This is a genomic window from Thermoanaerobacterium thermosulfurigenes (assembly GCF_051201035.1).
Taxonomy (GTDB): domain Bacteria; phylum Bacillota; class Thermoanaerobacteria; order Thermoanaerobacterales; family Thermoanaerobacteraceae; genus Thermoanaerobacterium; species Thermoanaerobacterium thermosulfurigenes.
Map to the genome: position 1 here is coordinate 1 of NZ_JBPODR010000080.1, position 1,025 is coordinate 1,025.

Consider the following 1,025-nt stretch of genomic DNA (forward strand, 5'->3'; position numbering starts at 1 on the left):
ATAAACTCTTAGTAGATAGAGTTGAGTGCCGGAGAAGCTCTGAACTTAAGCCCCAGTAAACGGCGGCCGTAACTATAACGGTCCTAAGGTAGCGAAATTCCTTGTCGGGTAAGTTCCGACCTGCACGAAAGGCGTAACGACTTGGGCGCTGTCTTGAAGGGGGACCCGGTGAAATTGTAGTACTCGTGAAGATGCGAGTTACCCGCGACAGGACAGAAAGACCCCATGGAGCTTTACTGCAGCTTGTCACTGAATTTTAGTAATATCTGTACAGGATAGGTGGGAGGCAGAGAAATATGGGCGCCAGCCTATATGGAGCCAACGTTGGGATACCACCCTGATATTACCGAAATTCTAACATAGGAGCCGTAAACCGGCATATGGACACTGACAGGCGGGCAGTTTGACTGGGGCGGTCGCCTCCTAAAAAGTAACGGAGGCGTCCAAAGGTTACCTCAGCGCGGAAGGAAATCGCGCGAAAGAGTGCAAAGGCAGAAGGTAGCCTAACTGCGAGAAAGACAATTCGAGCAGGGACGAAAGTCGGGCTTAGTGATCCGGCGGTAGAGAATGGGATTGCCGTCGCTCAACGGATAAAAGCTACCCTGGGGATAACAGGCTGATCTCCCCCAAGAGTCCACATCGACGGGGAGGTTTGGCACCTCGATGTCGGCTCATCGCATCCTGGGGCTGAAGTAGGTCCCAAGGGTTGGGCTGTTCGCCCATTAAAGCGGTACGCGAGCTGGGTTCAGAACGTCGTGAGACAGTTCGGTCCCTATCCGTCGCGGGCGCAGGAAATTTGAGAGGATCTGCCCTTAGTACGAGAGGACCGGGGTGGACAAACCGATGGTGTACCAGTTGCGTAGCCGTACGCACAGCTGGGTAGCCAAGTTTGGAAGGGATAAACGCTGAAAGCATCTAAGCGTGAAACCCACCTCAAGATAAGATTTCCCATCTGGCACTCAACTATACTTACTGAAGGGAAAAAGCACTATGTACAAATGTTAGGGAATGAAATAAAATAGATT

The 1,025-nt window shown here is 51.6% G+C and carries 1 rRNA gene; it reads left to right on the forward strand.

What is annotated here, in order from left to right:
* Positions 1–977 (forward strand): 23S ribosomal RNA (locus tag HNR52_RS12265); the annotation flags it as partial.
* Positions 978–1,025: the final 48 nt, after the last annotated feature.